Annotated in this window: 23 protein-coding genes and 1 riboswitch; of the genes, 5 read left to right on the top strand and 18 right to left on the bottom strand. The window is 69.3% G+C overall.

Going from position 1 to position 26,064, the window contains the following annotated elements; translation table 11 throughout:
- Positions 1–91: riboswitch (glycine riboswitch) on the bottom strand.
- 45 nt (positions 92–136) lie between these two features.
- From QSK25_RS15950 to QSK25_RS15925, 6 genes are all read right to left on the bottom strand, one after another.
- Positions 137–439: a DUF3817 domain-containing protein gene (locus QSK25_RS15950; protein ID WP_285639074.1), complete on the bottom strand. Its 303-nt coding sequence runs from the start codon at positions 437–439 to the stop codon at positions 137–139.
- A 14-nt stretch (positions 440–453) separates the two neighbouring features.
- Positions 454–777, bottom strand: a complete 324-nt coding sequence (locus QSK25_RS15945) for a hypothetical protein (protein WP_285639394.1) — start codon at positions 775–777, stop codon at positions 454–456.
- A gap of 234 nt (positions 778–1,011) precedes the next feature.
- Positions 1,012–1,503 (bottom strand): transcriptional regulator, encoded by a 492-nt coding sequence (locus QSK25_RS15940; RefSeq protein ID WP_089917100.1) that lies wholly within the window; start codon positions 1,501–1,503, stop codon positions 1,012–1,014.
- 164 nt (positions 1,504–1,667) lie between these two features.
- Positions 1,668–1,847, bottom strand: a complete 180-nt coding sequence (locus tag QSK25_RS15935; protein ID WP_266041674.1) for a hypothetical protein — start codon at positions 1,845–1,847, stop codon at positions 1,668–1,670.
- 337 nt (positions 1,848–2,184) lie between these two features.
- On the bottom strand, positions 2,185–3,309 hold the full coding sequence (locus QSK25_RS15930; protein WP_285639072.1) for a CaiB/BaiF CoA transferase family protein: 1,125 nt from the start codon (positions 3,307–3,309) through the stop codon (positions 2,185–2,187).
- The gene (locus tag QSK25_RS15925) at positions 3,306–4,442 is read right to left on the bottom strand and encodes an acyl-CoA dehydrogenase family protein (RefSeq protein ID WP_285639071.1); all 1,137 of its coding nucleotides are present in this window, start codon (positions 4,440–4,442) and stop codon (positions 3,306–3,308) included. Before QSK25_RS15925 ends, QSK25_RS15930 begins: the two co-directional genes overlap by 4 nt.
- Before the next feature lie 106 nt (positions 4,443–4,548).
- Between QSK25_RS15925 and QSK25_RS15920 the strand changes: the two genes are divergently transcribed.
- The 3 genes from QSK25_RS15920 to QSK25_RS15910 are packed head-to-tail and all read left to right on the top strand — an operon-like array spanning position 4,549 to position 8,275.
- Positions 4,549–4,983, top strand: coding sequence for a GNAT family N-acetyltransferase (locus QSK25_RS15920; protein WP_285639070.1), 435 nt, complete (start codon positions 4,549–4,551; stop codon positions 4,981–4,983).
- A gap of 55 nt (positions 4,984–5,038) precedes the next feature.
- Complete coding sequence (locus QSK25_RS15915) at positions 5,039–6,241, top strand: acetyl-CoA C-acetyltransferase (protein WP_285639064.1); 1,203 nt, start codon at positions 5,039–5,041, stop codon at positions 6,239–6,241.
- Positions 6,242–6,244: 3 nt separating this feature from the next.
- On the top strand, positions 6,245–8,275 hold the full coding sequence (locus QSK25_RS15910; protein ID WP_285639062.1) for a 3-hydroxyacyl-CoA dehydrogenase NAD-binding domain-containing protein: 2,031 nt from the start codon (positions 6,245–6,247) through the stop codon (positions 8,273–8,275).
- On the opposite strand, the gene QSK25_RS15905 is transcribed toward QSK25_RS15910, so the two are convergent.
- Complete coding sequence (locus QSK25_RS15905; RefSeq protein WP_285639061.1) at positions 8,272–9,222, bottom strand: AraC family transcriptional regulator; 951 nt, start codon at positions 9,220–9,222, stop codon at positions 8,272–8,274. The genes QSK25_RS15910 and QSK25_RS15905 overlap by 4 nt on opposite strands.
- Before the next feature lie 212 nt (positions 9,223–9,434).
- Complete coding sequence (locus QSK25_RS15900) at positions 9,435–9,983, bottom strand: DM13 domain-containing protein (RefSeq protein ID WP_285639060.1); 549 nt, start codon at positions 9,981–9,983, stop codon at positions 9,435–9,437.
- A gap of 61 nt (positions 9,984–10,044) precedes the next feature.
- Here QSK25_RS15900 and QSK25_RS15895 point away from each other — a divergent pair, with 61 nt between their 5' ends.
- On the top strand, positions 10,045–10,395 hold the full coding sequence (locus QSK25_RS15895) for a hypothetical protein (RefSeq protein WP_285639057.1): 351 nt from the start codon (positions 10,045–10,047) through the stop codon (positions 10,393–10,395).
- Between the two features lie 122 nt (positions 10,396–10,517).
- Here the strand turns inward: QSK25_RS15895 and QSK25_RS15890 are convergent, their stop codons facing one another.
- From QSK25_RS15890 to QSK25_RS15880, 3 genes are all read right to left on the bottom strand, one after another.
- A complete protein-coding gene (locus tag QSK25_RS15890; RefSeq protein ID WP_285639056.1) occupies positions 10,518–10,916 on the bottom strand; it encodes a hypothetical protein in 399 nt (132 codons plus the stop codon).
- 311 nt (positions 10,917–11,227) lie between these two features.
- Positions 11,228–12,256: a LacI family DNA-binding transcriptional regulator gene (locus tag QSK25_RS15885; protein WP_502881864.1), complete on the bottom strand. Its 1,029-nt coding sequence runs from the start codon at positions 12,254–12,256 to the stop codon at positions 11,228–11,230.
- A gap of 75 nt (positions 12,257–12,331) precedes the next feature.
- Positions 12,332–13,354 (bottom strand): GNAT family N-acetyltransferase, encoded by a 1,023-nt coding sequence (locus QSK25_RS15880; protein WP_285639054.1) that lies wholly within the window; start codon positions 13,352–13,354, stop codon positions 12,332–12,334.
- A gap of 72 nt (positions 13,355–13,426) precedes the next feature.
- Here QSK25_RS15880 and QSK25_RS15875 point away from each other — a divergent pair, with 72 nt between their 5' ends.
- Entirely contained in the window at positions 13,427–14,614 is a 1,188-nt protein-coding gene (locus tag QSK25_RS15875; protein ID WP_285639053.1) for an esterase-like activity of phytase family protein, read from the top strand.
- A gap of 84 nt (positions 14,615–14,698) precedes the next feature.
- Here the strand turns inward: QSK25_RS15875 and QSK25_RS15870 are convergent, their stop codons facing one another.
- The 7 genes from QSK25_RS15870 to QSK25_RS15840 all read right to left on the bottom strand — a co-directional run bounded on the left by QSK25_RS15870 (position 14,699) and on the right by QSK25_RS15840 (position 26,050).
- Complete coding sequence (locus QSK25_RS15870; RefSeq protein WP_285639050.1) at positions 14,699–16,117, bottom strand: GH1 family beta-glucosidase; 1,419 nt, start codon at positions 16,115–16,117, stop codon at positions 14,699–14,701.
- A complete protein-coding gene (locus QSK25_RS15865) occupies positions 16,114–16,938 on the bottom strand; it encodes a carbohydrate ABC transporter permease (RefSeq protein ID WP_285639049.1) in 825 nt (274 codons plus the stop codon). Before QSK25_RS15865 ends, QSK25_RS15870 begins: the two co-directional genes overlap by 4 nt.
- 4 nt (positions 16,939–16,942) lie before the next feature.
- Complete coding sequence (locus QSK25_RS15860; RefSeq protein ID WP_352235977.1) at positions 16,943–17,842, bottom strand: carbohydrate ABC transporter permease; 900 nt, start codon at positions 17,840–17,842, stop codon at positions 16,943–16,945.
- A 74-nt stretch (positions 17,843–17,916) separates the two neighbouring features.
- A complete protein-coding gene (locus QSK25_RS15855) occupies positions 17,917–19,179 on the bottom strand; it encodes an ABC transporter substrate-binding protein (protein WP_285639047.1) in 1,263 nt (420 codons plus the stop codon).
- A 500-nt stretch (positions 19,180–19,679) separates the two neighbouring features.
- Entirely contained in the window at positions 19,680–22,196 is a 2,517-nt protein-coding gene (locus QSK25_RS15850) for an ABC transporter permease (RefSeq protein WP_285639045.1), read from the bottom strand.
- Between the two features lie 6 nt (positions 22,197–22,202).
- Complete coding sequence (locus QSK25_RS15845; RefSeq protein ID WP_285639044.1) at positions 22,203–22,961, bottom strand: ABC transporter ATP-binding protein; 759 nt, start codon at positions 22,959–22,961, stop codon at positions 22,203–22,205.
- A 119-nt stretch (positions 22,962–23,080) separates the two neighbouring features.
- A complete protein-coding gene (locus tag QSK25_RS15840; RefSeq protein ID WP_285639042.1) occupies positions 23,081–26,050 on the bottom strand; it encodes a helix-turn-helix transcriptional regulator in 2,970 nt (989 codons plus the stop codon).
- Between the last annotated feature and the right edge of the window lie 14 nt (positions 26,051–26,064).

The following is a 26,064-nucleotide window of genomic DNA, read 5'->3' as shown; positions in this document are numbered from 1 at the left end:
CTTCGTCGTGCGGTACCTGTACCTGAGAGATTCCGGGGAGGAGTTGCTCCTACGGTGCCTCCATCGAAGGAGGCTCTCCCGCGCGACATCGACGGCCGTGTTCAGTTGGTAGCCCCAGACGCTAGCAGGCCAAACGTCACAGCGGCACGCCCTGCGCCGTCTTCTCGACCACCTTGCGCTCCGCCCAGAACGACAGGAACGGGATCGTGCCGGCGATCAGCACCAGCGCCGTGCCCTTGATGGACCAGCGCAGCTTCAGCGCCAGGTCGACGGAAATCACCAGGTAGATGGCGTAGAGGAAGCCGTGGACCGGGCCGACGACCTTCATCGCGCCACCCATGTCCGCGGCGTACTTGAGCACCATCGCCACGACCAGGAGCAGCAGGAAGACTCCGACCACGTAAGCCATGACCCTGAACCGGGTCAACGCACCCTTCATCTGCCCGCCTTCGCTCAACGACCGTCCCGCGCGTTGAGGTCCGCGAGCATGCGGTTGTAGGCCGCGAGCTCCGCGTCTTCTTCGTCGTCGAAGTGCTCGACAGGCGCGGGTTTGACGGCGACAACCGTACTTTCCTGCCGGGGAGCGGGTGCAACCGGCTCGGGTGAGAGAGCCTCGTCACGGCGTTCGCGCGCGAGCTTGCGGAACCGCCAGACCATGAAGAGGGGGAAGAGGCCGAACAGCGGCCACTGCAGCACGTAGCCCAGGTTCTGGAACGTGCCGCTGGCGGACTCGAACCGCTGCCACTGCCAGTACGCGAGCCCGCAACAGACGACCATCGCCGCCAGACAGGCGAACGCGATCAGCACACGTTGGGGAGTAAGGAGGCCGCGCACGACCTCCACACTACTTGGGTGAGGCCTCCGCGAAGAGGAGGCCACCCCTTGGGGATCCGGGGGCTCGCCCCCGGGCGGGGGCGTGGGGGCTCGGCCCCACAAAACACAGCGGAGCGATCGCGGTGAGCGCGTTCCGCGAACATAGGGGGCCCCAATCGCGGAGCCCCGTGTCCCGACTTACGCGACGCCGTCCCGGCGCTGCCTCTGCAGACGTGCGACGCACCAGGCCGCGGCGGAGCCACGACGGAGGTGCTGGAGAACCGTCATCGGTCCCAGGCGCCGCCCGAGGTCAGCAGGCGTGAGGCCGGCCGCGCGGTAGTCGAGCGCGCGCTGGTCCAACGGGCTGATGCCCGCGTCCCACCACTGCTCGGCCTCGGCGACGTCGCCCACGAGCTGCCAGTAGCTCGCCGCGGCGGCGAGCAGTGCCTCGGGTGCCTCCGGCGCCCGCTTGCGCATCGCGGCCACGTAGGCCGGATCCGCCGAGTCGACCTTGACCAAGCCACGCGACCCACTCCTGCCTCCCCGCTGCACGGGGATGCCGGGCGCCGAGGGGGGAGCCTCCGCGAGCCACGCGTTCTTGATCCGGTTCACCTCCTGCATCTCTGCGTCATCAGACCGTTCAGCCGCCCACTGCTGCAACAGCTCGTGGACCCCGGAGTCCTCGACCATCAATGCCTCCTCGTCGGTCGGGGATCGGCCATTGCAGCGGAAGGTATTCGGTAGGTCTGACAATCGCCAGACCCTGAATCCCCAGAACACCCGTTACCAGTGCGTGATTGGCCGCATTCCACCCGTCCGGCTCAACGCAGACGGTCGAGGATCACCGTCCGTCACTAGCTGAGCGGGGTGGCCGTCCCGAAGAGGCTCCTGACGAAGGTGATGATCGACTCCGCGCCCTGACGCAGCCAGCCGAGGACCTGCTGGACCGCCGAAGCGGACTGCTCGGGCTGGGTGATCAGGAGGAACAGCACCAGCGCGACGCCCGCCAGCACTAGCACCTTCTTGAGGTTCACAGGTACCTCTCCGTCCGTGTGGTTCACCGGTCAGGCGGCGGACCGCCCGTGTCACCCGTCATGGTCCCTCATTCACCCGGCCGATGAACAACGACCACGCCAAACTCTCGCCGGGTTCTGCCTGCGGCACACGCCTGCACAGCGGCCAATGTCACCCGAATGGCGGCTAAAGAGGGGCTTCAACTGCGCCGATGTCCTGGGCACGAGGTGAACACGAAGACCCTCGCATCCCACAGCTTGGAAGAAGGACTGTTGCACCGGGGCTCACCCGGATGCCGAACACGGCCCATCACGCACCGTCACGCCCTCGTGGCGCCTTTAATGCGCACCCGAGCATTCATCCAATTACTCCAGACCGCCGCAGTTCCATAATCCGCTCGTCCGCCACACCCATGTCGGCAAGCACTTCGTCGGTGTTCGTTCCGGTCGAAACAGGTGCCGTCGGAATCGCCGCCGGGGTGCGGTCGAACCGGGGCGCGGGAGCCGGGTGCGACGAACCGGACACGTCCACGAAAGTGTTGCGGGCTGCGTTGTACGGGTGATTCGCCGCCTCGGCCGGGGTGAGCACCGGTGCCAGGCACGCGTCCGTGTCCCGTGCTAGGTCCGCCCACTCGTCGCGCGGCCGGGTCTTCACCGCCGCCGCGATGCGTTCCCGCAGCTCAGGCCAGTTCGCCGGGTCGTTGCGCGACGGAGCGTCCTGCAGGCCGAGCACCCGCACCAGGTCGGCGTAGAACTTCTCCTCCAACGCGCCGATGGCCACGTACCTGCCGTCGGCGGCCTCGTAGACGTCGTAGAACGGCACTCCGCCGTCGAGCATGTTCTCGCCGCGCCCGCCGGACCACATGCCCGCGGACCGCATGCCGTGCAGGAACGTCGTGAGCAGCGCCGCCCCGTCGACCATGGCGGCGTCCACCACCTGGCCACGCCCGGAGCGTTCCCTCTCATACAGCGCGGCGAGCACGCCGAGCGCCAGCAGCAGCCCTCCCCCGCCGAAGTCGCCGAGCAGGTTGATCGGGAACGACGGCGGCCCGCCGGCCCGCCCCAGCGGCTCCAAGGCGCCCGCCACGGCGATGTAGTTGATGTCGTGGCCCGCCCGGTCGGCCAGCGGCCCGTCCTGGCCCCACCCGGTCATGCGCCCGTAGATGAGGCGCGGGTTGCGGGCGAGGCACTGCGCCGGGCCGATGCCCAGCCGTTCGGTGACGCCCGGCCGGAAGCCCTCGATCAGCACGTCCGAGCGCTCGACCAGGCCCAGGACCAGTTCGGCTCCCTCGGGCCTGCGGGTGTCCACGGCGATCGAGCGCCGGGAGCGGGTGAGGAAGTCGCCGGGGACGGTCGACCGGCTTCCCGGCTTGTGCACCTGGATCACGTCCGCGCCCAGGTCGGCCAGCACCATGGCACCGAACGGCGCGGGTGCGAGTCCGGCGAGTTCGACGACCCGGAGTCCTGCCAGGGGGCCGCTCACAGGGACCTCGCGATGATTTCCTTCATGATCTCGTTCGTGCCGCCGTAGATCCGCTGCACGCGGGCGTCGGACCAGGCACGCGCGATCGGGTACTCGTTCATGTAGCCGTAGCCGCCGAAGAGCTGCACGCACTCGTCGACGACCTTGCTCAGCCGGTCGCTCGCCCACCACTTCGCCATCGCCGCGGTCGGCACGTCCAGCTCGCCGCGCAGGTGCTTCTCGATGCACTCGTCGATGAACGCCCTGGTCACGGCCGCCTCGGTGGCGCACTCGGCGAGCTTGAACCGGGTGTTCTGGAACTTGATCAGCTCCTTGCCGAACGCCTGGCGCTCCTTCACGTACTTCAGCGTCAGCTCGGTCGCCGCCTCGATGCCCGCGATGCAGCAGACGCCGATGATCAGGCGTTCCTGCGGCAGCTGCTGCATGAGCTGGACGAACCCGAGCCCCTCCTGCCCGCCGAGCAGGTTCGCGGCGGGCACGCGCACGTCGTCGAAGAACAGCTCGGCGGTGTCCTGGCCCTTCATGCCGACCTTGTCGAGCACGCGGCCGCGCCGGATGTCGTTCTCGACGACCAGCAGCGAGATGCCGGTGGCGCCCTGCGTCGGATCGGTCTTGGCGACGACGATGACGAGGTCCGCGTGCACGCCGTTGGTGATGAACGTCTTCGAGCCGTTGATGACGTACTCGTCGCCCTCGCGGATGGCCTTCGTCCGGATGCCCTGGAGGTCCGACCCGGCACCGGGTTCGGTCATCGCGATCGCGCCGACGTACTCACCGGACGCGAGCTTCGGCAGCCAGCGCAGCTTCTGCTCTTCGGTGCCGTAGGAGTTGAGGTAGTGGGCGACGATGCCGCTGTGGACGCTGTTGCCCCACGCGCTGTCGCCCGCCCGTGCCTGCTCCTCCAACAACACGGCCTCGTGTGCGAACGTACCGCCGCCACCGCCGTACTCCTCGGGGATGCTCAGGCACAGCAGCCCGAGCTCACCGGCCTTGCGCCACAGGTCGCGGTCGACCTGCTTCTGCTCGGCGAAGCGTTCGAGGTTCGGCGTGACCTCCTTCTCGAAGAACGTGCGCGCGAGCTGGCGCAACTGGTCCAGGTCGCTGTCCATCCACCGCGATCGACGCTCTGCCATGCGGTCCACGAAACCACCGGGCGATGGTCCACGCCATGACCGCCGCGCCAGTGCGGCCGCCGAAAACTGAGCGAAATTCCCACCCCGGTCGTCCAGACTGACCGGTATGCACATCCACCAGGTCGAGCCGGACGAGTGGGCGCTCTGGCGCGGCATCCGCCTCGACGCGCTGGCGAGCGACCCCGAGGAGTTCGGGTCGACGCTGGCCCGCGAGCAGGCCTACACCGAGGACGAGTGGCGGGAACGGGCCGGGGAAGGCCTGAAGCTCGTCGCACTCGCCCCGGAGCCCGTGGCCCTGGTCGCCGCGACCGCCACACCGGAGGGCCTCTACCTCTACTCGATGTGGGTGCGCGACTCCCACCGCGGCCTCGGCGTCGGGGAAGCCCTGGTCAGGACCGTGCTGACGTGGGCGGCCGAGGAGGGCTGGAAGGTCGTGCGGCTGCGGGTCTGGGACGACAACCTGCCCGCGCGGCGGCTCTACCGGCGGCTGGGGTTCGTGGACGTCGACGAGCCCGAGCACATGGAGTGCCGGGTGAGCTAATCGGTCACCCTCCACGGTCATGGCCAGCTCTCCCGGCCAGGCCTAGCGTGGTGTCATGAGCGAAGCCTTGATCTTCGACGCGGTGCGCACGCCGCGCGGCAAGGGGAAGCGCGGGTCGCTGCACAGCGTCAAGCCCGTCGATCTGGCCGCCGGCGTGTTGCGCGCGCTGTCCGAACGCAACTCCCTCGACACCTCCGCGGTGGACGACGTCGTGTTCGGCGTGGTGTCGCCGCTCGGTGAGCAGGGCGGCGACATCGCCCGCACCGCCGTGCTGGCCGCCGGGTGGGACCAGCGCCCGGCCGGGGTGCAGCTCAACCGCTTCTGCGCGTCGGGCCTCGAATCGGTGAACCTCGCCGCGGCCAAGGTCGCGTCCGGGTTCGAGGACCTGGTCGTGGCGGGCGGCGTCGAGTCGATGTCGCGCGTGCCGATGGGCTCCGACGGCGGCGCGTGGGCGATCGACCCCGCCACGAACTTCGACCTGTCGTTCGTGCCGCAGGGCGTCTCGGCCGACCTGATCGCGACGCTGGAGGGCTTCTCCCGCACCGACGTGGACGCGTGGGCCGCCCGGTCGCACGCCCGCGCGTTCAAGGCGCAGAAGAACGGCTGGTTCGAACGGTCCGTCGTGCCGGTGGTCGACCAGAACGGCACGGTGGTGCTCAAGGAGGACGAGACGATCCGTCCCGAGTCCACCGTGGAGTCCCTCGGGAAGCTCAAGCCGAGCTTCCAGTTCCACGGCGACCTCGGCTACGACACCGTCGCGATCGACCGCTACCCCACCGTCGAGCGCATCTCGCACGTGCACACGCCGGGCAACTCGTCGCAGATCGTCGACGGCTCCGCCGCGATGCTGATCGGGTCCGCGGCGGCCGGCAAGGCCCTCGGTCTCACCCCGCGCGCCAGGATCGTGTCCGTCGCGGTCGTCGGCACCGAGCCGACGATCATGCTGACCGGACCGGCGCCGTCCGCGCGCAAGGCGCTCGACAAGGCCGGGCTCTCGGTCGAGGACATCGACCTGTTCGAGGTCAACGAGGCGTTCTCGTCGGTCGTGCTCAAGTTCCTGCGGGACATGGACGTCCCCGAGGACAAGGTCAACGTCAACGGTGGCGCGATCGCGCTGGGCCACCCGCTCGGCGCCACCGGCTGCATGATCCTCGGCACGCTGCTCGACGAGCTGGAGCGCCGGGACCTGCGCCGCGGGCTCGCGACGTTGTGCGTGGGCGGCGGCATGGGCATCGCGACGATCATCGAGAGGGTCTGAGGCATGCCTTTCCACTACGACAAGGACTCCGACGGCATCGTCACGCTGACGATGGACATGTCCGGCTCCGCCAACGTCATGAACGACGAGTACCGCGACCTCATGGGCGACGCGGTCGCCAAGCTCGAGGCCGACGACATCACCGGCGTGATCATCACGTCCGCCAAGAAGACCTTCTTCGCCGGTGGCGACCTGAACGTGCTGATCGCGATCACGCCGGAGAACGCCTCCCAGGCGTTGGAGGGCGTGGAAGAGCTCAAGTCGCAGCTGCGCCGGCTGGAGAAGCTCGGCAAGCCGGTCGTGGCGGCGATCAACGGGTCCGCGCTCGGCGGCGGGTTCGAGATCGCGCTGGCCGCGCACCGCCGGATCGTGGTGAACGACGACAAGATCCGCGTCGGCCTTCCCGAAGCCACGCTCGGCCTGCTGCCCGGTGGCGGTGGCGTCACGCGCATGGTGCGGCTGCTCGGCGTGCAGAAGGCGTTGCCGTTGCTCATGGAGGGCAAGCAGCTGCGGCCGGAACGCGCGCTGCAGGCCGGAATCGTGCACCAGGTCGTGGACACGCGCGAGGAGCTGATCTCCGAGGCCGTCGCGTGGATCAAGGCGAACCCGGCGCCGCAGCAGCCGTGGGACGTGCAGGGCGCGGGCGTGCCGGACCTGAAGTTCGGTGACCCCAACAGCTACGGCCTGCTGGCGGCGGCTCCTGCCGTGCTGAGCAAGAAGTCGCACGGCGTGTACCCGGCGCCGGAGAAGATCATGGCAACGGCCGTCGAGGGTGCCTACGTCGACTTCGACACGGCGTTGCAGATCGAGGGCCGCTACTTCGTGGAACTGGCCTCCGGTCAGGTCTCCAAGAACATGATCACGGCGTTCTGGTTCAACCTCAACGAGGTCAACGGCCGCGCGTCCGCCACCGGTAAGCGCGTCGCCAAGCTGGGCGTGCTGGGCGCGGGCATGATGGGCGCCGGAATCGCCGAGGTGTCCGCGAAGGCGGGCATCGAGGTGGTGCTGAAGGACGTCAGCCTCGAAGGCGCCCAGAAGGGCGCTCAGGGCCTGGAAGGCATCACGCCGACCGACTCGGACGACGACCTCGCGGGCTGCGACCTGATCATCGAGGCCGTCTTCGAGAACCGCGAGCTGAAGAACGAGGTCCTCCCCGCGGCCGAGGAGAAGGCGTTGCCGGACGCGGTGATCGCGTCCAACACCTCGACGCTGCCGATCACCGGCCTCGCGTCGGCGGTGACGGCGCCGGAGCGGTTCATCGGCCTGCACTTCTTCTCGCCCGTGCCGAAGATGCGGCTCGTGGAGATCATCCGCGGCGAGAAGACGTCCGAGGAGACGTTGCAGCGGGCGCTGGACTACGTACGGCAGATCGGGAAGACGCCGATCGTGGTCAACGACTCGCGCGGCTTCTACACCTCGCGGACGTTCGGCACGTACGTGATCGAGGCGATCACGATGCTGGCCGAGGGCGTGGCGCCGGCGTTGATCGAGAACGTCGCCAAGAAGTCCGGCATGGCGGTCGGGCCGCTGGCCGTCTCGGACGAGGTGACGCTGTCGCTGCAGCTGAAGATCCACGACCAGACGCTCGCGGACGACCCGTCGCTGGTGTCGGAGAGCCCGGCGTACGACCTGATCCGCGAGCTGGTGTCGTTGGGGCGCAGCGGTAAGTCGGCGGGCGCGGGCTTCTACGAGTACCCGTCCGACGGCTCGAGGAAGTTCCTGTGGCCCGAGCTCACGACCCGGTTCGTGAAGGCCGACGCGGGCGTGTCCGAGCAGGACGTGCGGGACCGGCTGCTGTTCGTGCAGTCGCTGGAGACCGTGCGGTGCCTGGACGAGGGCGTGCTGACGTCCGTGGCGGACGCGAACATCGGCTCGATCTTCGGGTTCGGGTTCGCGCCGTGGAGCGGCGGTACGTTGCAGTTCATCAACTCCTACGGCGTGCAGGCGTTCGTGGAGCGGGCGGACTACCTCGCGGACACCTACGGCGAGCGGTTCCGCCCGCCGGCTTCGCTGCGGGAACGCGACAGGTTCTAGGCGCGGTAGGAACCCGGTGACGAACCGGTCCACCGCTTGAAGGCCCGGTGGAAGGCGCTCGCCTCGGAGAACCCGAGGCGCAGCGCCAGTTCCTCCACCGACTCCCCGCCGCGCACCAGCGACGCCACCGCCTGGTCGCGCAGCAACTGCTCGCGCACCTCGCGGAACGACGTCCCCTCCGCGGCCAGCCTCCTCCTGAGCGTGGGCGCCGAGACGCCCAGCTGCGCCGCCACCGCCTCCAGCCCGGTGACGCCGCGGCCCAGCAGCCTGCGCACGTGCCCGGCCGTGTCCGCGCCGTGGTCCCTGCGCGACAACAGCTCCGCGGGCGAGTGCCGCAGGAACCGCCTGAGCGCCGCCTCGTCCTGCACCACCGGCATGCGCAGGAACTTCGGGTCGAACGCGATGGTGGTCCGCGTGCTCCCGAACCGCAACGGGCAGCCGAAGATCAGGTGGTACTCGGCGGCGTGCGCGGGTTCCTCGTAGCCGAACTCGGCGCCCTGCAACGGGATGCGGCGGCCGATGAGCCACGACGAGAGCCGGTGCCACAGCACGAGCAGCGACTCGGTCAGGAAGTGGTCGGGATCGCCCGGCACGTCGAGCGTGAAGCGGCCGCCGTCGAGTTCGAGGTCGAGCGGCTGGTCGAAGAGCGAGTAGAACTGGAGTCCCCTGCGCAGCGCCGACTCGAGGTCCGGGCAGTGCACGGCGAGCAGGCACATCATCGCGAACGTGCCGCGTTTGGACGGTCGCGGCCCGAAGCCCATGAACTCGTCGTCGAGGACTTCCCAGAGCGTCTGGATGAACTTCGTGTACTGGGCGGGCGTCACGCGCGCACGGTCGTCCGCGAGCAGACTGGCCGGAATCCCCGCCCCGAGCAGCACGGCGGACGGTTCCGGGCACGCGCGCAGCGCCGCGCGCACGTAGTGGATCGCCACCGTCCTGGAGTGCACGACCCACAGTAAACGCCACCGGCGGTGGCGCGGCTCCGGGAGAGTTGGAGTCGCGTCACCGCCGGTGTGGCCCACCCAGTGAGCCGTACTCCTTGCCAACGGGGCTTCCGCACGCCCATCGGCAAGGGACGATGTTGTGTTGTGAGCGCAGACGCTATGTGGTCTAGACCAGGAAAGTCAACACCCGTCACACAGCTTCTCGCGCCTGTGTTTCAGGCTTGTTCCAACGGTGCAACGGCGAAGCCGGCACTGAACCGCTGACACCAGATGACAACGCTCCGAATGGTGGACACGTCCACCCCGGCGGGGATTTCGTACACCTGGTCGCCACGATTTCCCTTCAGCTTCCCCAGGCTGGTGAATCCCTGGCCGAAGGTTTTCTCCGCCGAACTGGACGCGTGCGGGGACAGGTAGACGTACAGGTCGGGACCGTCACTGGTGTTCAGCCCGGCGAACTGGACGGAATGCGCGCCACCGGGCAGTTCGATGAGGCTCGCCTTGCCGGTGGTCGCGTGTTCGAGCGAACGCCACTCGCCCGCGGCGACCTCCTTGGGCGTTGCGACAGGCGCGCTACCAGGCACCTGCGCGGTGCTTTGAGCGGTGCTCTGAGCAGTGGTCTGAGTGGCCGGCGGCGGCACGAGCAACGCCTCATGCGTTTCGCGAACCGTGAGCAGCCGCCACGGCTGGAAGAGGTACAACCCCACCCCGAGTGCGACGACCACGAGAACTGAGACGGGAATCAGGAAACGACGCTGGCGCATACCGAAAATACTGGACCAAACCGGACCAAAAAGAGCTTACGGAGTTGTTAGGGTCCTCGCCGTGGCGACACAGGCGAGGATCGGCCAGGCCGTGCTCGGCGTCCTCATGGTCGGCTGCGCGCTGACCGGCCTCTTCCCCGAACCGGTCCCCCTCCTCTTCGCCACCGCGGCGGTGGGCACGGTCAACGCCGCGTTCCCCCTCATGCGCACGTTCGGCAGCGCCTTGCTGGGCGGAGTGGCCGCCGCCTCCATAGCCCTCTCCTCGGTCCCGTTCGTCACCTGCTCCACCGAACGCTTCACCGAGGTGTTCACCTGCTCGGGTGACGCTCCGACGTGGCATCTCACCGGAACCGTGCTGGTGGCAGGCCTTTCCGGGGCCAGTTTGGTGCTCGCCCGGATCACAGTTCAGTGACGGCGATCACTCAACCGGGGCCATCAAGGAACCGATAAGGCATCAGGGTGAGCGTTCTCCTGCATCCGGCCTACCCGGTAGTGTGCCTGGAGCGTGACCGCCCGACTTCATACCGTGAGCATCTAGAGGAGGACTGCCGTGCGCGCACTGTGGGCCGCAGGTGGTTCCGCTGTGCTCGGGTCAGCGTTGCTGGGGGTGCTGGTGGGCATGGCGTTCCACGGAGCCGCAGGCGAGGACCCGCAAAGCAGAACCCCGGCATCGACCTGGATCACCTCGACCACCAACAGCAACCCGAGCACGACCGACAGCTCGACGCCCAGCAGCGCCCCCTCGTCCTCGAGCGAGAGCAGCGCGCCGTCGAGCACCCAGCAACAGCCGAAGAAGACCACGCCACCCCCAGCGGTGACGAACCCGGAGGCCCCACCACCCCCGCCGGCGCAAACGACGACCACCGCTCCGTCCTCTTCCGGGTGGCCGTGCAGCCCGCTGAACCCGCTACCGCCACCCACCTGCAAGAACATGGGTTGACGGCAGGCTCGGCGCGCCAAGCGGCCGAGAGCTGAGCCCAACCGCAGTCGCGAACGCAAGCCGACCACCGTCTTGGCTCGGCGCGCGGTGCCAACCGGACAGCCGAAGTCGCAGGCCAACCACTTACGAGTCCTGGCGTGGCGAAGCGGAGCGAGCCCGAACGGGCTGCTTCACACCAGACCAGCCGGTTCCCCCTGCAGTGGCGATGGGGGCCTTACCTCGAGGGGCGGGATGCCAGCCTGTCCGAACCGACCCGCGCCGCCCTCCCTCGCAAGGTGAGCCGAACTCTGGAACGCAACCGACCTCAGGCGGATTCGCGCGGCACCAGCACAGTAGGAAGCATCTGCTGCTTCTTCTTCACCGTCTCGTCCCGAAGCAGCTTCATCAGGTGCTCGACCATCACCTTGACCTGCTCGTCGGAATCCTGCCGGACCGAGGTCAACGGCGGCGAAGTGTGCTCCGCGATCGCCACGTGGTCGTCAAACCCGACGACGGCGACGTCCTGCGGCACCCGCCGCCCAGCCTCCGCCAGCGTCTCCAACGCCCCAGCCGCCATCAGGTCGGACGCCACGAAGACCGCGTCCAGCGCAGGTACCCGCGCCAGCAACGCGGACATGGCCTTGCGCCCACCCTCCCGGGTGAACCCACCGTCCTCGGTGACCCGGGCGACGGCCTTGTCGTCCAACGACAACGCGGCTCGGAACCCGTTCAACCGATCGATGGCGGACAACTCGTCCAACGGTCCCGAGACGTGCACGATCTTCTTGCGCCCGAGCGACTTCAGGTGCTCGGTGGCCAGGACGGCGCCACCCTCGTTGTCGTTGTCGACGAGGTGCATGCCCCGCAACGAACCCCACGGCTTGCCGGCGTAGACCACCGGCAGCGGCAGCTTCTTCACGATCGACACGAGTTCGTCGTTGCGGTGCGGCGCGAACACCAGGGCACCGTCGACGTGGCCGCCGGCGAGGAACCGGTGCGCACGGGCCTGGTCGTCCGGGGAGTGGACGAGCATCAGGACCATCTGCACGTCCATGTCGGCCAGCGCGCGGGCGCCCGCTCGGATCAGGCGCGCGAAGTGCGGGTCATCGAAGATCTTGGGTTCCGGCTCGGAGAACAGCACGGCGACCGCGCCGGTGCGGCGGGTGACCAGGGCGCGGGCGGCTCGGTTCGGCTGGTAGCCGAGGGCCGTGACGGCGGCGTTGACGGCCTCCAGCGCTTCCGGGCTCACGCGCGGGGACGCGTTCAGCACTCGTGACGCCGTGGCGCGGGAAACCCCTGCCCTCGCGGCAACGTCTTCCAACGTCGGACGCGCGTGGTTGGACACGAGCACCACCACTCCTCGATGAAAACCTTTGAGTCGCTAAGCAGCTTAGCCCCAAGCGATCTCCGAGGAGGGTTTCCGCGCTGTTCATCGTGATTTTTCGGCGACCGCCGCGTTGATCGGTGCCGTTCGGGCCTGTCCGCAGGGCTTGATCGAAACGCGGAGCAGGCCGTCTTCCCGGCGTGTCGTGGCGGCGAGCCCGGCCCGTGCGGCGGTGCGGACGAGGGCGGTCTCGGAGGGCAGGCACCACGCCACGAGCTCCGAGAACCCGGCTCCACGGGCATCCGCGGCCAAGGCTCCCAGCAGGGCCGCTCCCACGCCCCGGCGTTGCCAGGCGTCCTCGACGAGCAGCGAGATCTCGGCGCAGTCCGGGGTTCCGGTGTGGATGAGCTGACCGAGAGCCACCACCTGGTCGCCGCACTGCGCCAGCACCGTCGTGCCGCGCGGCGGGCTCAGCAGGCGGTGCAGCCAGCGGCGGGGAACCGTGCGCATGCCCGAGTGGTAGCGGTTGAACATCGTCCTCATCGAACAGCGCGAGTGCAGCGCGGCGACGGCGTCCTCGTCCAGCGCGGAACCGGGGCGCAGGACCAGGGCGAAGCCGTCCTCGCTCAGCACGGGCCGCAGGGACGGGCCCGGTGCCGTCACGAGATCGACCAACGCCTGCGCGCGCGTGAGTTCCACGTCCGTGAACGACGCCCAGCCGCGCCGCACGACCCACTCTCCCAACTGGACCTGGCCTTCGGCCGCCTCGCCCACGACCACCGAGTCCGCGGCCAGCACGGAACGCAACGCCGACGACACCTGGCTCGGGTCGCCCAACGCCTGGCGGGCCGCGCGGAGCACCGAGGTCGGCACGTCCACCAGGTCCCGGACGTCGGCGGGCGTGATCCCGACGCGACGGCCGCCCTCGGCCCGCACCGCCTCGACGAGGTCCGCGGGCAGCACGCCCTCCCCGGCCCGCACCACGATCTCGTCCAGAACCCCACCCGGCACGGGCATCACGTGCAACGCGAGCACGTTGCAGTCGGCCGCGGCGAGCCGGACGGTGACGCGGGCGAGCGCGCCGGGGCTGTCGCTGAGTTCGAAGCGCATGCGCCAGGTCGTCGTCATGACGTCAAGAGTTCATGGAACTTGTTGCCGCGACGCGAACCACGGGTAAAACGATCGTCATAGGGTCGCGCCATGAGGAGAACACTGGCTGTAGGCCTCACCCTGCTCACCGTCACCGCGCTGGCCACGCCCACCACGGCCGCCCCGCAGAAGACGCCGAAGCAGGCCACGCTGACGAACTTCGCGTTCCTCCCGGCGGAGACCTTCCTGCCCGGCAGCGAGCCGAGCGGCGCGGCACTGGGAACGACCCCGATCAACGGGGTGACGCCGCCGTTCGCCGACCAGCCGGTCCAGGGCTTCAGCGGCCTCGTCCGCAACAGCGACGGCACGTTCGACGCCATCTCCGACAACGGCTACGGCACCAAGGCCAACAGCGCGGACTTCCTGCTGCGCATCCACCGCATCGCGCCGGACTTCCGGAAGAACACCGTCGACGTGCTCGGCGGCATCACGCTGACCGATCCGAACGGCCACATCCCGTTCCCGCTCACCCGGCCGGACCGGGTGCTCACCGGCGCGGACATCGACGTCGAGTCGGTCACCCGCGGCTCCGACGGCACCTACTGGATGGGCGACGAGTTCGGCCCGTACCTGCTGCACTTCGACCGCGCCGGACGCCTCCTGGCACCGCCCGTGCCGCTGCCGGGCGTGCGCGCGCCGGAGAACCCCGAGGGCAACCCGAACCTGGGCGGCAGCAAGGGGTTCGAGGGCATCACGCTGTCCCCGGACGGCAGGACGATCAACGCCCTGCTGGAGGGCACGGTCGCCGGGGACACCCCGGGCACGCTGCGCCTCAACGAGTTCGACATCGCGACCAACCGCTTCACCGGCAAGACCTGGCGCTACCGGCTGGAGGACCCGAACTTCGCGATCGGGGACGCCATCGCGGTCGACGCGAACCGGCTGCTGGTCATCGAACGCGACAGCGCCCAGGGTGCCGACGCGATCGTCAAGCGCGTCTACCTCGCCGACAAGCGCGACCGCGACCGCGACGGCGAGCTCGACAAGACGGTGGTCGCGGACCTGCTGAACCTCGCGAACCCGAAGCGCGTCGGCGGTCAGGCGGACCCGTTCAAGTTCCCGTTCGTCACCATCGAGGACGTCACGATCCTCGACGACCGCACGATCGCGGTGCTCAACGACAACAACTTCCCGTCGTCGTCGGGCCGCACGCCGAGCAAGCCGGACAACAACGAGTTCATCACCGTCAAGCTCGCCGAGAACCTGCACGCCGACCCGCGCGTGCTGCGCCGGCGATAGGGCCGAACAAGAGAGCGCTCTCACCCGTGAACAGGAGTGTCCGCGGGTGAGAGCGCTCGAAGGCCCCCTCGGCCCGTCTGGCGGCTAAACGGTGTAGCCGTGTGCGGGAAGGCCGTTCTGCCCGATGATCCGGGACAGGGCGACCGCGCTCTCCTTGATCGTGCGCTGCTGCGTCTCGAAGTCGACGTGCACGATCCCGAACCGCTGCGAGTACCCGGCCGCCCACTCGAAGTTGTCGAGCAGCGACCACGCCAGGTAGCCGCGGACGTCGGCGCCCTCGGAGATCGCCCGGTGCACCGCGCGCACGTGGTCCAGCAGGTACTTGGTCCGCTGCACGTCGTTCACGCGCCCTGCCGGGTCCACGACGTCCGGGAACGCCGAACCGTTCTCCGTCACGACCAACGGGATCCCGTCGACGTGCTGCGAGAGCCGCACGAGCAACTCCGTGAACGCGTCGGCGTTCTGCTCCCACCCGAACCCGGTCAGCTCGCCCTGCCCAGGCTGGATCTCCACCCCGCGCAGGCCCGCGTGCGGCCCGGCCGTCACGAAGTCCGGGTCGGCGGTCGGGGCCACGCGGGTCGGGTTGTAGTAGTTGACGCCGATCCAGTCGACCGGGGTCGCGATGGTCTCCATGTCCCCGTCGCGCACCACGTTCGTCCAGTCGCCCAGCCAGGTGGTGTCCTGCAGGACGTCCAGCGGGTAGCCGCGGCCGAGGACCGGGTCGAGCAGGATGCGGTTCTGCAGGCCGTCGACCTTGCGGACGGCCTCCGCGTCGTCGCCCCAGACCGTGCTGAAGTTGAGCACGATCGACAGCCGGTGCGACTCGGGTGCCTGTGCGCGCAACGCCTGCGTCGCAAGGCCGTGGGCCAGCAGCAGGTGGTGCGCCGCCTCCAGGGACGCGACCGCGTCGGTGACGCCCGGCGCGTGGATGCCGTTGCCGTAGCCCAGGAACGCCGACACCCACGGCTCGTTCAGCGTGGTCCAGGCCTGCACCCGGTCGCCGAGCCGTTCGTGGACGATCGCCGCGTACTCGGCGAAGCGGTAGGCGGTGTCGCGGTTGCGCCAGCCGCCGAAGTCCTCCAGCACCTGCGGCAGGTCCCAGTGGTACAGCGTGGCGAGCGGCTGGATGTCCTTCTCCAGCAACGAGTCCACCAGCCGGTCGTAGAACGCGAGCCCGCGCTCCTCGACCTTGCCGCTGCCGCTCGGCTGGATCCGGGGCCACGCGATGGAGAACCGGTAGGCCGCGAGCCCGAGGGACTTCATCAGGTCCACATCGGACTGGTACCGGTTGTAGTGGTCGCAGGCCGGGTCGCCGGTGTCGCCGGCGAGCACCTTGCCGGGCGTCGCGGCGAACGTGTCCCAGATCGAGGCACCGCGACCGTCCGCGGTGGTCGAGCCCTCGATCTGGAACGCCGCGGTGGCCGCCCCCCACAGGAAGTCCGGCGGGAAGGTCAGCACCTCGCGCCCGACCTCGACGTCCGCGTCGGTCGTCAATTCCGTCATCCCTTCACCGCGCCCTGCATGATGCCGCCGACGATCTGGCGGGACAGCAGGACGAAGATCGCGATCACCGGCAGCACCGCGATGGAGGCACCGGCGAGCATCAACGAGTAGTCGGTGTAGTAGCCGCTGGCCAGCGTCGACAGGGCGACCTGCACCGTCGGGCTGTCGTTGGGGTCCAGCACGATCAACGGCCAGAAGAAGTCGTTCCAGGCCGTCATGAACGTGAACATGCCGAGCACCGCCGCCTGGGGCCGCACCGCCGGGAAGCCGACGTGCCAGAACGTCCGCAGCACCGAGCAACCGTCCACGCGCGCGGCCTCGATCAGCTCGTACGGCACGGTCTCCTCGCACGCCTGGCGCATCCAGAACACCGCGAACGACCCGATCAGCACCGGCACGATGACGGCCTGGAGCGTGCCGTACCAGTCGAGGTCCGACATCAGCATGTACAGCGGGATCACGCCGAGCTGCGTCGGGACCATCGCGGTGCCGAGCACGACCAGGAACAGCGAGTCGCGGCCCTTGAACCGCAGCCGTGCGAACGCGAACCCGGCGAGCGTGCCCAGCACGACGTTCGAGATCGCCACGGTCGACGCCACGATGAACGAGTTCTGCATGGCGAGCCAGAAGTCGACGGTGTCGAAGACGCGGGTGATGTTCTCGACCAGGTTGCCGCCGGGGATCAGCGGCGGGACCTTCTCGCCGAGGACCGAGTTGTCCTTCGACGCGACGATGAACGAGTAGTACAGCGGGAAGATCGACGCGGCGAGCACGGCGACCAGGAACCCGTAGAGCAGAGGCCCTGCCTTGGCGTTCTTCATGCCCTCACTCCTTGCCCGCGATGCGCCGCGTCAGCGTGAAGTTGACGACCGCGACGAGCAGGACGACCACGAAGAGCATCCACGCGACCGTGGCCGCGTACCCGGCGTCGAACAGCCGGAAGCCCTTCTCGTACATGTAGAGCACCAGTGTCTGGAACTGCCGGTCCGAGCCGCCGGTCGAGTTGTTGGCGGCGAAGCCGGGGTCGAACAGCGCCGGTTCGGCGAACAGCTGCAGACCGCCGATCGTCGAGGTGACGACGGTGAACAGGATCGTCGGCCGGATCGACGGCACGGTGATCGACCAGAACATCCGCCAGCGCCCTGCACCGTCCAAAGTGGCCGACTCGTACATGTCCTTCGGCACGGACTGCATGGCCGCCAGGTACAGCAGCGCGTTGTAGCCCGTCCAGCGCCACATGACCATCGTGGACACCGCGAGGTGCGAGGCCCACGTCTCGGCGCGCCAGTCGATCGGGTCGATGCCGATCAGACCGAGCAGGAAGTTCACGATGCCGAAGTCGCGGCCGAAGAACTGCGCGAACACCAGCGCCACCGCGGCGACCGAGATGACGTTGGGCAGCAGCACCCCGGCGCGCCAGAACGCACTGCCGCGCAGGCCCCGGTCCAGCAGCGCGGCGAGGCCGAGCGCGGCCAGCAGCTGCGGGACCGTCGAGAGCACGAACAGGCTGAGCGTGTTGAACAGCGCGTTCCAGAACTTGGCGTCGCCGAAGAGCTCGACGTAGTTGTCCAGACCGACGAACCCCAGGTTGCCGTCGATCAGCTGCCAGTCGTGCAGCGACACCCACGCCGTGTAGATCAGCGGGTAGAGCCCGAAGATCCCGAACACCAGGAAGAACGGCGCGATGATCAGGTACGGCGTGTACCTGGCGTCCCAGTTGCTCAGCCGGAAGCGCTTCGGCTCGGGGGAAGGCGAAACCGAGGCGGCCGGAGCCGCCTCGGTCCCTGGACGAGTCACCGTCACTTGGCGGCGTCCGTCGCTTCCTTCAGGGCCTGCGTCCACGCCTCAGCAGCGGACTGCTTGCCCTGCTCCACGCGGGTCAGCGCGGTGCCGAACACCGGGCCGACCTTCGAGTCCTTCGTGCCGCGGTAGGTCGGCTTCAGCGACTCCGCCGAGGTCGCGAAGATCTGACCCACCGGGGCGGAGTTGAAGTACTCGTTGACGGTCGCCTGCACCTCGGCGTCCTGGTAGACCTTCGGCTGCGACGGCAGGTTGCCCGTCTCCTTGAAGATCCGCTTCTGCTGCTCGGGGGCCGTGAGCCACTTGGCGAGCTCGTAGGCCTCCTTCGGGTGCTTGCCCTGCTTCGGGACGGCGAGGAACGAACCGCCCCAGTTGCCGCCACCGCCGGGCGCCGTCGTCACGTCCCACTTCCCGGCCGCCGCGTCGCCGGCACCCGCCTTGATCAGCGCGAGCGCCCAGGCCGGGCAGGTGGTGGTGGCGAACGAACCCTGCTTCAGGGCGACGTTCCAGTCCTGGCTGAACGGCTCGAGGGCACCGGTCTGCTGCTTGGTGCCGAGCGCCGCCGCCGTCTCGAACGCCGTCTTGACCTTGTCGTTCTTCTCCGCGATGTACGAGTCGTCCTTCGCGAAGTAGCCCTCCTCGGTCTGGTCGAGGATCGCCTTGTAGACGTTGCGGGCGGTGTCGACGAACTTCACGTTCGGAGTCTTGGCCGTGAACGTGTCCGCGGCCTTCGCGTAGTCGGCCCAGGTCGGCCACAACTTGGCGACCTCGGCCCGGTCCGTCGGCAGGCCCGCTGCCTCGAACAGGTCGCGGCGGTAGCAGAGACCCAGGCTGCCCATGTCCGTGCCCAGCCCCAGCACGAACTCACCGCCGTCGGCGGTGCCCTGGTTCCACTTCCAGCCGGCCCACTGGTCCTTCAGGTCCTTGGCGCCGTACTCCGCCAGGTTCACGAACTTGTCCTTGGAGGCGCGGAACTGCGAGACCACGCCCTCCTCGAGAGCGACGATGTCCGCGGCACCACGGCCACCCGCGAGCTGCGTCGCGAGCTGCGTGTTGTGCTGCTCCATCTTGACCTTGCGCTGCTCGATCTTGATGTTCGAGTGCGAGGCCTGGTACTCCTCGATGAGCTTGTCGTACCCGAAGTCCGAGAAGAGGCCCAGCGACAGCTCGATCTTGCCGTCAGCCTGGGAACCCCCGCCGCAACCGGCGACCATGACCATCACCATGGCCGCAGCAGCGCTGCCGACCAGCCTCTTGCTCATCCGTCCTCCTCGACGACGCCGTGAGCGGCGCTTAACTGTGATGAGAGCGCTCTCACACTCGACGGGAGATGCGCGGGTGTCAAGCGGTCGACATCGTTCCGTAACTTTGTGGAGGCAGGCAACAAAAACCTTTGCCAAATTTCCCGAGCGTCTCGGATGGGTGAACTCGGGGCACGCGCAGAGCCGCGCGGCCGACGCCGGAACGAAGAGGAGGGACGACCGGGCCCTCGCTCCGGTCGTCCCTCCACACCAGGTAGAGGGGGTCGCGGGCCAAAAGTGACGCGCGCCCCCGAAGTTTTTTCGCGAGCTTCCGACCGCACGCGGGGACCAGACCGACACGAAAGCGCCCCGCGTGCCTTCCGGGATGCGGAAACAGCGGAGGCCCGGTGCCCCGACGGCACCGGACCTCCACCGATCCCCCGGTCGTGCGGGCCCCTGTTTCCCGCACTCCCGAACCCGCCTGGCCTCAGCCCCGACTGCGGAGGCCGGGCGGGGTGTCCTTAGGCCTCCGCCATGCCCGCGACCACGGAGTTCCGCGCCGCGCGCCGGGCCGGCAGGGCCGCCGCGATGATCGCCGCGACCACGGCCAGGCCGAGCATGGCGCCGATCTGACCGAACGGGATGGAGAAGCTGATCTGGAACTCCGGGTTGGAGATCGCCTCGACCAGCAGCCACCCGAACCCGGCGCCGAGCAGCACGCCCACGACCGCGCCGATCAGGGCCATCAGGATCGACTCGACCACCAGCATCTGCCTCAACTGGCCCCTGGTCAGGCCCAGGGCCCGCAGCAGGGCCGACTCGCGGGTGCGTTCGAGCACCGAGAGGGTCAGCGTGTTCGCGATGCCGAACAGGGCGATGATCAGCGCCAGGCCGACCAGGGCCCAGATGAAGAGCAGGATCTGGTCGATCTGCCCGTTCAGTTCCGCCTTCGTCTCGGCGGCCGAGTTCAGCACGGCGACCGGCGAGGTCGCGATGACGCGTTCCAGGTCGGTGCGCGCCTGGGCGATGTCGGTGCCGGGAGCCAGCTTGACCAGCAGGTTCTGGTAGCCCTTGGCCGGTTCCTTCAGGATCGACTGGGCCGAGGCCAGCGTGACGATGCCGGTGCCGTAGCTGTTGTCCTTGATCAGGCCGACGACCTTGAAGTCCTTGCCGCTGATCGGGACGGTGGAGCCGACGCCGACGCCCGCCTTCTGGGCCTCCTTGTCCCGCATGACGATCTCGCCGTCCTTGAGACCGGTGATCGTGCCCTCCGACAGCGGCGGGCGGACCAGCGAACCGAGGGCCTCGGACGGGTAGCCCGTCACGTCGGCGTACTCGAGCTTCGTCGACTCGCCGAACGCCCTGAGTTCGGGCGCGACCAGCGCGACGTTGCGGACCTTGGCCAGTTCGTCGGCGAACTTCTGCGTGAGCGGCTGGTCGTAGACGCTCGAGGAGACCGCGTAGTCGGACGGGAAGCGCTCGTCCACCTTCTTGATCATGGTCTCGCGGCCGCTGCCCGCCACGACGGTCACCATCGCCACGATGGTCACGCCGATCATCAACGCCGCGGTGGTGGCGGCCGTGCGCTTGGGGTTGCGACCCGCGTTCGCCGAGGCGAGCTTGGCCGGGACGCCGCGCAGCGCCTTGCCGAACAGGCGGTTCACCAGCGGCACGTAGAGCGGGCCGAGCAGCAGGACGGCCAGCAGCAGCACCATCGTGGCACCGCCGGTGATGAACAGCGCCGGCTCTTCCCTCTGCTGCTGGAGTCCGAAGTAGACACCCGCGCCACCGAGCAGCGCGATGACCGCCGCGACGGCGATGCGGATCTTGCCGGTGCGGGCGACGTCGTCGGAGCTGTCCGGCTGCGAGCGCAGCGCGGCCACCGGGGCGACCTGCGTGGCGCGGCGGGCCGGGAGCACGGCCGACAGCACGGTCACGACCACGCCGACGCCGAACGCCGCGGCGATCGTCACCCACGAGATCGGCAGGCGGATCTCGGACTCGCCGCCGCTCGGGCCGCCGAAGCTGCTGATGACCGACTGCAGGCCGGCCGAGACGCCGATGCCGCCGAGGAAGCCGAGCACCGATGCCGCGAGGCCCATGAAGACCGCCTCGGCGAGCACGGACCGGAACACCTGCCCGCGTTCCGCTCCGACGCAGCGCAGCAGCGCCAGTTCCTTCGTGCGCTGGGCGACGAGGATCGTGAAGGTGTTGTAGATGACCATGCCCGCGACGATGAGCGAGATCGCGGCGAACGCGAGCAGAAACGTCTTGATCTCGCTCGCGGCGTCACCGACCTGCGCCAGCGTGGCCTTGGTCAGCTCCTCACCGGTCTGCACCTGGTAGCCGGGGCCGATGGTCTTGGTGATGTTGTCGACGAGCTGCTGCTGCGACACCCCGGACTTCGCGACGGCCACGATCTCGTAGATCCGCTGCTCCGGGACGAGCGTGCGCATGCCCTCCGGCGAGACGATCAGGTGGTCGCTGCCGGACATCGAGAGGCTGCTCGCGCCCTGCTGGTAGCTGCCGACGATCGTGTAGCTGTGCTCGGCCTCCCCCTCGCCGAGCAGCTTCAGCGTGTCCCCGACCTTGAGCTTCGCGATCTGCGCGGTCTTGGAGTCGACCGCGATCTCGTCGGCCCCGGTGGGGAACCGGCCGTCCTTGAGGTTGAAGTCGCGCAGCTTCTCCGTCGTCGGCAGCGGCTGCACCAGAGCCTGCTTCGCCTTGCCGTCACCGCCGATCAGCGCCGCCCGGCCGAACTCGCGCGAGTCGGCACCCTCGACCCCGGACGTGGCGCGGATCTTCTGCAGGAAGTCGGCGGGGATGCCCTTCTCCTGCTCGGTGCTGTTCTCCGCCAGGTGCACGGCCGCGTCGACGTTGCGGGCGCTGCGGGCGAAGTTGTCCCTGGTCTGCTCACCGACCGCGTCGCCGAGCACGAGCGTGCCCGTCACGAACGCGACGCCGAGCGCGATGGCGATGCTCGACAGCACCAGCCTCGCCGTGCGGGCCCGCAGGCCCGCGAGGATCGTCTTCCACATGACGGGTCAGGCCCCCAGGTGCGCGAGGGCGTTGACGACGGACTCGGTGGTGGGCTGGTGGATCTCGCCCGCGAGCCGGCCGTCGGCGAGCAGCACCACGCGGTCCGCGTAGCTCGCGGCCACCGGGTCGTGCGTCACCATGATCACGGTCTGGCCCAGCTTGCGGACCGACATGCGCAGGAAGTCGAGGACCTCGGCACCGCTGCGGGAGTCCAGGTTGCCGGTCGGCTCGTCCGCGAAGATGACCTCGGGACGGGCGACGAGCGCACGGGCGCACGCCACGCGCTGCTGCTGGCCACCGGAGAGCTCGGTCGGGCGGTGGGTGAGGCGGTCGCGCAGGCCGAGCACGGTGACGATCGTGTCGAACCACTGCTTGTCGGGCTTGCGGCCGGCCAGTTCCAGGCCCAGCAGGATGTTCTGCTCGGCGGTCAGCGTCGGCAGCAGGTTGAAGGCCTGGAACACGAAGCCGACGCGGTCGCGGCGCAGCTTGGTCAGGTCCTTGTCGTTCAGCCTGGTGATCTCGGTCTGTCCGATGTGGATCGCGCCGCTGTCCACCGTGTCCAGTCCCGCGAGGCAGTGCATCAGCGTGGACTTGCCGGAACCGGACGGGCCCATGATCGCGGTGAACTTGCCCGCCTGGAACGCGACGTTGATGCCGTCGAGCGCCCGCACCGCGGTGTCACCCTTGCCGTAGACCTTCACCAGGTTGTGGGCTGCCGCGGCGGTAGTGCCGACTGCGCCTGCTTCGGACACCAGTGCTGACATGTCGTGCGCCTTCCTCACAGGGGGTGTTCCTTGATGAGGAAGAAGCTATTTCGGCAGTTCGTGCGCGGACATCAACTCCGCGACGCGTTGCGCATCAGCCTGAGGTATGACAACCGGGGCTACTCCAGCAGACCCCGGTCGTACGCGATCGCCACGGCCTCCGCGCGCCGCGACGCCCCGAGCTTCGCCATGATCCGGGAAAGGTGCACGGAAACGGTCTTCTCGCTGATGTAGAGCTCCTCGCCGACCTCGCGGTTCGTCCGTCCCGCGGCCACCAGGCCGAGCACGTCGCGTTCGCGCGGGGTGAAGAGGTCGACCTGCTCGCGCACCGGCTCGTCCGCCCTGAGGGTGATGCGGGCCCGCTTCGCGCACGCGGCCACGGCCTCACCGAGTGGCACGGCCCGCAGCCGCGTCGCCACCTCGTCGGCGAGCCTGAGCTGCTCGGCCGCCTCCTCACGGCGGTCCGCGCCGAGCAACGCCTCCGCGAGCCGCCACCGGCACAACGCCTGCTCGTACGGCACGCCGTAGGCGAACTCGTCGATCGCGGCCTGCCACAGCGCCGGATCACCGGCGCTCTCGAGCCTCGACTCCTCGGCGAGCGCGCGGGCGAACCACGCCCTGCCCTCCGGACCGAGGGTGCTGGAACGCGGCTTGCCGTTGCGCACGGTCAGCCGCACGTGCTCGGCGAGTTCGTGACCAGCGCTGATGGCGTTGTTCTCGGCTTCGGCGTCCCGCTTGCGCCGGGCCTTCGCGGCGATCTCGGCGTGCGCCGCGATGCCGACCGCGCCGATCCGGATGCCCGCGAGCATCCACGGCCCGCCGAGCTTGCGCGCCCACTCCAGCGCGTCCGTGACCCGTTCGACGGCCAGCTCGGGACGGCCGCGCCACAACGCGAGTTCGGCGCCGGTACCGCCGTTGATCAGGGCGATCTGGATGTCGCGGTGCCAGTCGCTGCGCAGCTTCGTGATCACCCGCTCGGACTCGGCGAGGTCACCGCGCGACACCGTGAGGTGGGTGCTCGCGGACGCGAGCCGCGCCAGCACCGTCGAGGACACCGCCATGCCGGGCGGTTCGCTGGCCCACGCCGCGTACTCCCAGTCGCCGATGTAGTAGTGCACCAGCACCTGCAGGATGCGGATCTCCAGGCCGTACATGCTCCAGGTCAGGCCGGTTTCCTTGGCCCGGTTGCCGGCCAGGTTGTAGACGCGGGCCGCCTCGGCCAGGTCGCCCCGGTCGTAGTGCATCAGGCCGTAGTAGTACCAGGCCCTCAGCTCGTTGTTGAACGCTCCGACCTCGCGCGCGCAGTCGATCGCGCGCTCGAAACTCTCCTTGGCCTGCTCCGGCTGGCTCGCGTGGTCGTCGAGGATCGCGAGGGTGCCGAGACCGTCCGCGACGGCACCGGGCGCGTTCGCCGTCCGGCCGTCCGCGATCGCGAGCTCGGCGGCCTCCCGCGCTTGAGCGTCTTTGCGCTGCTGCCGCAACGAGGACGCCTTGCCGGCGAACACGCGGGCGCGGGTCGGGCTGGGGTCGCGGTCCTTGACGAGCGCGAGCGCCTTGCCCAGCACCAGGAAGTGCTCCTCCTCGTTGCCGTCGAGGATCGACAGCGCCTGCGAGAGCCGCAGCCAGATCTCGGCGGCCTCCTCCGGGGTCTGCTCGGCGCTGATGGCCTTCGTGGCGCTGCGGGCGAACGCGACCGCGCGTTCGGGCTGCCCGGCCGTGCCCGCCACCCAGGACGCGCGGCGCAACAGCACCGACTCGTCCACATCGGACGGACGATCGGCCTCGGCCACGGCGTTCCAGAGGTTGAGCGCCTTCTCCAGGTACCGCAACGACTCCGCGGGCGCACCGGCGCGTTCGGCCTCTTTGGACGCCTGGATCGAGGCCTTCAACGCGAGCGGCAGGTCGTGGCTCTCGAACGCGTGGTGCGCGAGCGCCGCGGACGACCCGCGTTCGTCGAGCCGCTGGGCCAGGTGCCGGGCGTAGGCGGCGTGCAGCCGGACCCGTTCGCCGGGCAGCAGGTCGCGGTAGACGGCCTCGCGGACGAGCGCGTGCCGGAACGTGTAGACCTCGTCGTCGTTCACGACGAGCAGGTGGTGCTGGACCAGTTCGCGCAACGCCGTGTCGAACGCGAGGTCGTCCATGCCGGAGACCTCGTGCAACCGGTAGTGCTTGACCCGGCGCCCCCACGCCGACGCGACGCGCACCGCGTGCTGCGCCTCGGAGCTCAGCCGTTCGACCCGGCTGAGCAGCACGTCGGCGAGCGCGGACGGCAACGACCTCGGGTCGTCGCACGTCGCCACCGCGATGAGTTCCTCGGCGAAGAAGGCGTTGCCCTCGGAGCGTTCCGCGACCTGCTGGACGACGTCCTCCGGCAGGTCGTCGGACAACGCCTCGACGAACCGGCGCGCGTCCGCGGCGTTGAACGGCGTGAGGTCCAGCCGGTCGACGGCGGGCAGCCGGACCAGCTCGGACAGCAAGGGGCGCAACGGGTGACTGCGGTGCAGGTCGTCCGCGCGGTAGGTGCCGACGACCAGCAGCCGCTGGGAACGCAGGCGGGACAACAGGAACGACAGCAGGTACCGCGTCGACGCGTCCGCCCAGTGCAGGTCCTCGACGACGAGCAGCACGCGACGACGTTCGGAGAGATCGGTCAGCAACCCGAGCACCGCGTCGAAGAGCTGGAGCTGACCGACGTCCTGCTCCGGCCGGCGGCCCGGGATCAGGCTCGGCGCGATCATGCCCTCGGTGCCGGGCTCGCGTTCGGCCGGCAACGCGAGCTGCGGCAGCAACATCGCGAGCGCGGGCCGGTTCGACACGTCCTTGACCGAGCCGAGGGCCTCGGCGAACGGCAGGTAGGGCAGGCCGGTCTCGCCGGCGTCGAGGCACCGTCCCATGAGGACGATCGTGTCGCCGGCGCTCGCGGCCAGCTCGTCGATCAGCCGCGTCTTGCCCACGCCCGCGTCACCGGCGAGGAGCACCGCCCCCGCGGTGCCCTCCCCCGCCTGTGCCAGCGCGGCACGCAACCGGTCCAGCTCGCGGTCGCGCGCGACCAACGGGATGCCAGAACCAAGTCGCGCCACGAGTGGCATGTTTTCACATGTCA

Source organism: Lentzea sp. NBRC 102530, assembly GCF_030269365.1.
Lineage (GTDB): Bacteria > Actinomycetota > Actinomycetes > Mycobacteriales > Pseudonocardiaceae > Lentzea.
Note: the sequence above shows the minus strand (reverse complement) of the source record. Positions and strands in the feature narration are given on the sequence as shown.